Genomic DNA, 7,162 nt, shown 5'->3' with positions numbered 1-7,162 from the left:
ATGGGACCGGCAGCTGCCGCACCGGCGCTCCGGTACGCAGGCGCACGCCAGCCTCCGTGGCGACGATGCGCGCCCACAGGGCGTCGGCGATGGCGGTGACGCGGGCACTGTCCCCCATCGCCGCGCCACCGGACGCCCGCTCCCGACCGCGTCCCTGCGCACTGGCCCGGGTCGACAGCAGCGCCGGCGGCAGGGTGAACGCGAGCAGGAGGATGGTGGTGGCGAGCGCCCGGGGACGCGAGTGGCAGGGCATTACCGGCCGTTCAGGTTGGGGTTGGTCGTGCGCTCCAGATCCGGGAGCGGGAAGCAGCGATTGGTGCCGTAGAAGCCGCCACCGAAGGGGAACGGTGCGCCCGTGGCCGGCACAAACGGAAGGGACAGGCGCTGATAGTCGCCAAGATGCTGCGACTCGAGGAACAGCTCCGCCCGGCGCTCGTAGATGAGCTGGGCCCGCACCTCGGTCGCCGACGTGGAGGCGAACGGCGGCAGGGCGGGGGTGGTGCGAGCGTGCAGCGTGTTGATGATCGCCACGGCCGCCGCCACGTTGCCTGCCGCCAACTCCGCTTCGGCGATGATCAGCTGCGCCTCCGCCCACTTGGCGATGGGAATGGGGGCGGCGAAGCTCGCGTACTTGGTCTGCACGAACAGGGAGTCCGAATTGTTTGCCCCCGTACGGTTGGCGTTGGTCACCGGCACCCGGGGGTCGCGCACGCCGGCGAAGGTCAAGGTCCGGTACACCGGTCCCACCGTGAGCCCCGCCCCTTGGTTGTTGTTGTTGAACACCGGGTTGAAGCGGCGGGGGTCCGCGCTGGAGTACGTGGCGTTCCGCACGAAGTTCGCGGGCACCTGCCGCGCGTCAGCCGCCGCCTCCGCAAGGCGCGTCAGGTTGAGGCGGGCGCGGGCGCGGCCGAGGTAGGCCATGGCGAGCATGTCCGCGGTGTTGCTGGCCTGCGCGTCGGCGATCGCCGCCGTGAAGCGCTCCTCGGCCCGCGTCCACACCTGCGCCTTGGGCAGTTCCGGGCCCGTGGCGATGGTGGCGGTGCACATCTGCTCTCCCAGCAGGAGGAGCGCATAGCCGGCGTACGCCGCGTTGGTGGCCAGCAGCTGGCGGCGATTGGTGACCTGGGCATCGGTCCATGACTCGAGCCCCTTCTGCAACTCACCGGAGAGCCAGAGCGTGACGTTGAGGGCACCGAAGGGGCCGAGCCCGCCACAGCCACCGTTGCTGATGGTGGAGCTGGTGGCGATGTCGCGGCGATCCACCTGCCAGGTAGTGTTGCCGGTGGAGGAGTTGGCGAGTTCGTCACCCAGCGTACCACCACTCACGACGGCGCCGCCGAAGGCGCATTCGAACTCGCCGACCACGGAGTTCATGAGGATGGCGGCGTTCGCCGGGACGATAGCGTCATCGGCGGGGACGCGGCTGGGCACGTCCACCTCAAGGAGGGAGCCGCACGCCGTGGTCGCGGCGAAAAAGGCGAGGGCGCTGGCGCGCACGGTCGCTCGCGCGGCGCGGGAACGAGGGGTCATGGAGATAGGCACCGGGCGCCTCAGAAGGTCAGGTTGAGGGAGAACCGCAGCTGCCGCGGGAGCGGCAGGTTGGCCTGCTCGCTGGCGGTGAGCTCGCCGAAGCCCCCCGGCTGTTCCGTCTCCGGGTCCAGCCCCGACCAGCGGGTCCAGGTATAGAGGTTGCGGCCGGCCAGCAGCAGCGAGGCGCGCGAGGCGCGCACCTGGCGGGCGAGGGCGTCGGGAAGGTCGTACGACACCGAGACCTCACGCAGCTTGGCGAAGGAGGCGTCGTTGATGAATCCGCTGGTGAGCACGAGCGCGCTGCCGCGCTGCGCGTAGGCCACGTCGCGCGGATCGAACTCCTGCGGATAGTAGTTCTGGCGGCAGAGGCGGAACACGGTGCAGCGCGCCCACAGGTTGGTGTCGAAGCGACGCATCCCTTGGCGGAAATCGACCATGGTATAAAGCCGGAGTCGCTGGCCAAGGCGCACGGTGGATGTGACGGCGCCCTCGTACTTGGGGGTGGAGCGGCCCAAATAGGTGAGCGGCGCGGTGGCGCAGGGGGCAGGCCCGGTGGGGGTTTCGCACTGCAGGTTGGTAGCCTGTCCGTTGGCGTCCAGCGTGGCGCTGGCCAGCCGCTGTCCGAAGAAGGCCGCGACCGGGAACCCGACGCGGTGCTGCTGGGCGCGCGGGAAGGTGCCGACGAAGATCGGTGGCTGTCCGCCCAGATCGGTGATCTCGTTCTCGTTGGCGTTGAGCGTGGCGGTGAGATCCCAGCCGAGCCGTTCGCCCGTGAGCACCGCCACCGTGGTGCGGAGCTCGAAGCCATCGTTGCGGATGGCGCCCAGATTGGTGAAGCGGGTGCCGATGAACCCGCTCGAGGGGGATACCGGCGCCAGCACGATCGCGTCGCGACGGTCCTGGCGGAACCAGGTGAACTCCAGCGCCACGCGGTCCTGGAAGAGCCCTGCATCAAAGCCCAGCTCCAGCTCGGTGCCGAGTTCCGGCTTGAGGTCGGGGTTGCCCACCGCCTGGGTGGTGAGGGCCGGTTGATCGCCAGGGCCAGTCACGGGCCCCAGCGTGCGCAGCGCTGCGAACGCATCCGGCTGCTGCCCTGCTGCGCCGTACGCGGTGCGCAGCTTGAAGGTGTTCACTACGCCCTTCTTCCACCACCCTTCCTCGCTAGCCACCCAGCTGCCGCTGATCTTCGGGTAGGTTGCCGCCTGAAAGTCGGTGCCGAAGGCGCTGTTGTTGTCCACACGGACCGCGCCGGTCACGAAGAGCCGGTTGCGCCATCCCAGCTGCTGCTGGGCATAGGTCCCGATGGTGGTGTTCTCGATGAAGTCGTCGCCACCGGTGCGCACCGACGTACCCAGGATGGTGCTGAGTCCCGGCGCGGGGAACTGCTGGCCGCTGACGGTGGTGAGGCGCGTGAGGCGGCCAAAGTACTGGGCGCCCACGCTGGTCTGGCTGGTGAGCCCGTCGCGGAGCGTGGCGGTGTAGGTGGCGCTGTAGTCCAGCGTGTTGGTGCGCGCGTCGCGCAGCTGCACATCCTTGCGTCCCGCTGCGACCGCCGGGCTGAAGAAGCGGGCCTGCTCGGGGATCATGCGACGCACGATGTTCTGGTTGTTCTCCTGCACCATGTCGGTGCCGATGTTGAGCCGCTGGGTGAGGCGGCTGCCCAACTGGTGCTGCAGCTGCGCGGAGACGGTGGTGCGCTGCAGCAGCTGGAAGACGTCGTTGACGCCGTAGAGCACCTCAGGGGGCGCGGCAAAGAAGCCGCGGCTGGGGGAGCTCGCTGTCAGCGGGTTGGCGTTGATGGCGCTGAATAGCGGCGCGCCGCCCCCTTCCTGCGGGGCGAAGCTGGTCTTGCCGGTCACCACGCCCAGGTCGAGACGGGCCGTCAGCGAGGGGCGCGGCAGGAACTGCAGGTTGGCGCGAAGCGACGACTGCTGCTGCCGGTTGTTGAGGTCGATGCCTTCGTCATCCTGCAGCACCCCACCCACGCGATAGCTGACCGGCCCCGCGCCGCCATCGATGCCGAGCGCGTACCGCTGGAACTGTCCGGTGCGCCAGATGCCGTTGCCCAGCGTCCGTTCATTCTCCACGGCATTGAAGGAGAGGATCTGCCCTTGCGGCGAGCGCGCATAATTGGTGGGGATGCGCCCGGCCGGGTCTACGAACTCGTTGGTTCCCTGATCCGCCGTGAAGGTGAACCGGGCTTTCTCGCCGGCGCGCCCGGACTTGGTGATGATCTGGATCACGCCGTTGGAGGCCTCGGTACCATAGAGTGTGGCGGCGGCGGGGCCCTTGATGATCTCGATGGACTCGATGTCGGCCGGATTGATGTCGTTGAGGCGGGAGACGACGTTGGCCCCCTGGATCGCCGGGCCGGAGGCCTGCGCGGCGTCCATGCGAATGCCGTCCACGTAGACGAGCGGCGCACCGGTGAGGGCGAGGCTGTTGCGGCCGCGGATATTGACCTTGGTTCCGGCGCCGGCCATGCCCGAGTTGGCCGTGAGGACCACATTGGAGGCGCGGCCGTTCATCAGCTGCGACACGTCGGTCACCGGCATCCGCTCGAGGGTGCTGCGGGCATCGATCTTGGTAATCGCGTTGCCCACCGCGCGGCGCTCTACGGTGCCCGCCGTGCCGGTGACCACCACCTCATCGAGATTCACCGACAGCTCGCTGAGCGTGAACGCGAGCGTGGCGCTCCCCGCGCCGATCGTCCGGGACTGTGCCTGGTAGCCGATGGCGGTGACCCGCACGGTCCGATCGGTGCCGCCGACGCCGGTCAGGCGGAAGCGCCCGCGGGGGTCGGTAAGTGCCGTGGTGCTGGTGCCCACGACGAGAACCCGCGCGCCTTGCACGGGACGGCCGCGGGTATCGGTCACGGTACCGCTGATGGAGTCGGCCTGCAGGCGCGTGACGACCGTTGGAGAAGCCCCCGGGGCGGCCGGCGAGGCGGCGAGGGCGGGGGCCGCGGTGGCCGCGAGGACGGCCAACCCGCCGCCCCAGAGCAGGGCGGTGACGTGGAGGTGTGGGCTGGGACGGGGCATGGGGGGAATCGGTGGGGGTGCGTGACTGAATAATCTCATATATTGAGATCCAGTCTCACATCATGCATCGTATCGTACAGATAGGGACTCACTTCGGCAAGCAAGTGTCGCCACCCTCCACTCGGCGAGCCCGCGCGGCCTCCTTCCACCCCGGCTTCCCATGACCACGGACCCCGCGTTCCCCATTGAGGCCACGGTCACGCTCGACCAGTTAACCGGCGATCCCTACCCCATCTTCCATCGCCTGCGGGCCACTGAGCCGGTGACCTGGGCGTCATCCATCGGGCAGTGGCTGGTCACCAGCTGCGATCTGATCATGGAGGTGCTGCGAGACACGAGGGGGCCCAGAGACACGCACTCGCACCGAGGCTGCCGTGCGCGCCTTTCGCGCCTCGCTGCAGCCGATCCTGCACACCCCCGACGCCGCGTCGAGCGCACTCCTGCACACTCGCGCGCGGGCGCATCCGCGCATGCTGGGCGTGACGCGCAGCCGTGCCGCGTACGCTCGCCCCCACCGTTCCCCCGCTATTCCCCGCTGCTTCCCGGACCTCTAGCTTGCCTCCGCACCGCGCCAGTGCGCCGCCCTCCCCATCCTCCACCATGCTCGCCACCCTCAACACGGTCCTTGCGCTGTTCAGCGACCGCACCCCCGAACTCGCCGCGCTCGAGATCGCCGAACACCTGGGGCGGCCCCGCAGTTCGGTCTATCGGCTGCTCCGCACTTTCGAGGAGGCTGGCTTTCTCGACTATGACGAGCGAACCGGGCGATATCGGCTGGGGATCCGCTTGGCGGCGCTTGGCGCACTCGCCCAGCAGTCCTCCCCGCTGCAACGTGCGCTGCACCCCGTCCTGATTCGCCTGGCGCGCGATTCGGGCGAGTGTGCCACGCTGGTTGTCCGCTCTGGTGCCGTCGCGACGACGGTCGACATCGTCTATGCACCACAGCCGCTGGTGGTCCCGGGCGTCCTCGGAGGACACCCGCCCCTGCACGCGTCCGCTGCCGGCAAGGTCCTCCTGGCATGGCTCCCCGACGGGGAGCGGCGCGCGCTGCTCGGGGACACGCTCACGCGCTACACCGCCGCAACCATTTCGGAGGCGGCCACGCTCATGGACGAGCTCGATGATGTTCGAGCCACGGGGATCGCTATTGCCCGCGGCGAATGGTACTCCGACGTGTGCGGCATGGGCGCGCCGGTCTGGGACCACACTGGGGCGGCGGTGGGCGCTGTCACCATCGGCTTTCCGTCGGTGCGCGCCGGTGCCGCGCGCCTGCGCCAGCTCCTGCCGCTCGTGGCACGCGCCGGCGCCGAGGGGACGGGCGTACTGGGGGGCACTCCACGAACGGCCGCTGATCCACTCGCGCCGCCACTGGCTGGTGCGTCGTCGCACCGGCTGTTGGCTTCGGATCGCCGCCGCCGCGTGCGCGGCTGACTCGGAAGGTGGGCGGTCGGCCGGGGGCTGACGTCCAGGAACGCCCGGGCCACTGCGGTGGCGACGATCATCGCCGACCGCAGACTCGAGCACTGCCCTCTGCGGCCGTGGTCTCTTCGTCCCGATCGACCCCGCAACCGATGCCTGGCGCGGCGGGATGGCGGCACCGCACGCCTCCGGGACAATCGCGGTGCGCTTTGCGACGAGGCGCGGAATGCGCCTCGAGGTCGGTGCCCGCTCCCGCTGCAGCTGCCTCGACGAGGCGGTAGGTTGGCCGCATGCCCAACATTCGCGTAGTCCTGCTCTGCGCTATCGTCTTCCTGGCGGCGCTCCTCTCGTGGCGGTGGTGGCGGTCAATCGATCGCGCGTCGGGGGAGCCGCTCTGGCCCACGCCGGTGCAGTTGCTGATCGGCTTTCTGGTGAACTTCTTCGACACCCTCGGCATCGGGTCGCTGGCCACCACAACGGCCACGTTCAAGGGGCTCCGCATGGTGCCCGACGAGCGGCTCCCGGCCACCATGCTCGTGGGCCTCGCGCTGCCGGTGGCGGTGCAGGCGCTGATCTTCATCTCCGCGATCCAGATCGACCCGATGCTTCTGCTGCTCATGATCGTTACCGCGCTGGTGGGCGGGTGGCTCGGGGCCGGTATCGTGTCGCGCCTGCCGCGCCGACCGATCCAGCTAGGGATGGGGTCGGCGCTGCTGTTGGCCGCGCTGTTCATGACGGTGGTGCAGCTCAATCGCATGCCGGTCGGCGGGACGGCGCTGTCGCTTGGCGGCAGCGCCCTCTGGCTCGCCCTCGGCGTGAACCTGATTCTCGGCGCACTGCTCATGCTCGGCATCGGCAATTACGGCCCCACGTTCGTCCTGCTGAGTGCCCTCGGCATGGATCCGCGCGCGGCGTTTCCAATCATGATGGGGAGCGGCGCGTTCGCGGCGATGCTCGGCTGCATGGCGTTCGTGCGCCGGCGACGAGTGGTGAATCAGCCGGCGCTGGGCCTCACGATTGGCGGCATCCCCGGGGTGCTGGTGGCGGCGCTGCTGGTCACGTCGCTCCCGATCGGCCTGTTGCGCTGGCTGGTGATTGCCGTGGTGGTGTACGCCGCGATCTCGATGGTCCGCTCGGCGATCCAGGGCGAGCCCCCGGGGGCGCCCTGACAT

Annotated in this window: 5 protein-coding genes; 2 read left to right on the top strand and 3 right to left on the bottom strand. The window is 69.6% G+C overall.

What is annotated here, in order from left to right; all coding sequences use genetic code 11:
* From ACIRA7_RS13725 to ACIRA7_RS13715, 3 genes are all read right to left on the bottom strand, one after another.
* The coding region (locus ACIRA7_RS13725) for a hypothetical protein (protein WP_396221413.1) at window positions 1-253 on the bottom strand (253 nt) is incomplete at its 3' end.
* The gene (locus ACIRA7_RS13720; protein WP_396206775.1) at window positions 253-1,530 is read right to left on the bottom strand and encodes a RagB/SusD family nutrient uptake outer membrane protein; all 1,278 of its coding nucleotides are present in this window, start codon (window positions 1,528-1,530) and stop codon (window positions 253-255) included. The genes ACIRA7_RS13725 and ACIRA7_RS13720, both read right to left, overlap by 1 nt.
* Before the next feature lie 20 nt (window positions 1,531-1,550).
* Window positions 1,551-4,571 carry a SusC/RagA family TonB-linked outer membrane protein gene (locus tag ACIRA7_RS13715; protein ID WP_396221412.1) on the bottom strand — a complete coding sequence of 1,007 codons (3,021 nt, stop codon included), beginning with the start codon at window positions 4,569-4,571 and terminating at the stop codon, window positions 1,551-1,553.
* Window positions 4,572-5,171: 600 nt separating this feature from the next.
* Here ACIRA7_RS13715 and ACIRA7_RS13710 point away from each other — a divergent pair.
* Together ACIRA7_RS13710 and ACIRA7_RS13705 are read left to right on the top strand one after the other, a co-directional pair.
* Window positions 5,172-6,002: an IclR family transcriptional regulator gene (locus tag ACIRA7_RS13710; RefSeq protein ID WP_396221411.1), complete on the top strand. Its 831-nt coding sequence runs from the start codon at window positions 5,172-5,174 to the stop codon at window positions 6,000-6,002.
* Between the two features lie 278 nt (window positions 6,003-6,280).
* Window positions 6,281-7,159, top strand: a complete 879-nt coding sequence (locus ACIRA7_RS13705; protein ID WP_396221410.1) for a TSUP family transporter — start codon at window positions 6,281-6,283, stop codon at window positions 7,157-7,159.
* Window positions 7,160-7,162: the final 3 nt, after the last annotated feature.

The organism is Gemmatimonas sp. (assembly GCF_044376735.1).
Taxonomy (GTDB): Bacteria; Gemmatimonadota; Gemmatimonadetes; order Gemmatimonadales; family Gemmatimonadaceae; genus Gemmatimonas.
The sequence above is the reverse complement of the archived record's forward strand: the minus strand, read 5'-3'. Positions and strand labels throughout refer to the sequence as shown.

Coding starts and splice junctions, on each gene's coding strand:
- ACIRA7_RS13720 (WP_396206775.1), bottom strand. CDS start 1,530: ATGACCCCTCGTTCCCGCGCCGCGCGAGCGACCGTGCGCGCCAGCGCC.
- ACIRA7_RS13715 (WP_396221412.1), bottom strand. CDS start 4,571: ATGCCCCGTCCCAGCCCACACCTCCACGTCACCGCCCTGCTCTGGGGC.
- ACIRA7_RS13710 (WP_396221411.1), top strand. CDS start 5,172: ATGCTCGCCACCCTCAACACGGTCCTTGCGCTGTTCAGCGACCGCACC.
- ACIRA7_RS13705 (WP_396221410.1), top strand. CDS start 6,281: ATGCCCAACATTCGCGTAGTCCTGCTCTGCGCTATCGTCTTCCTGGCG.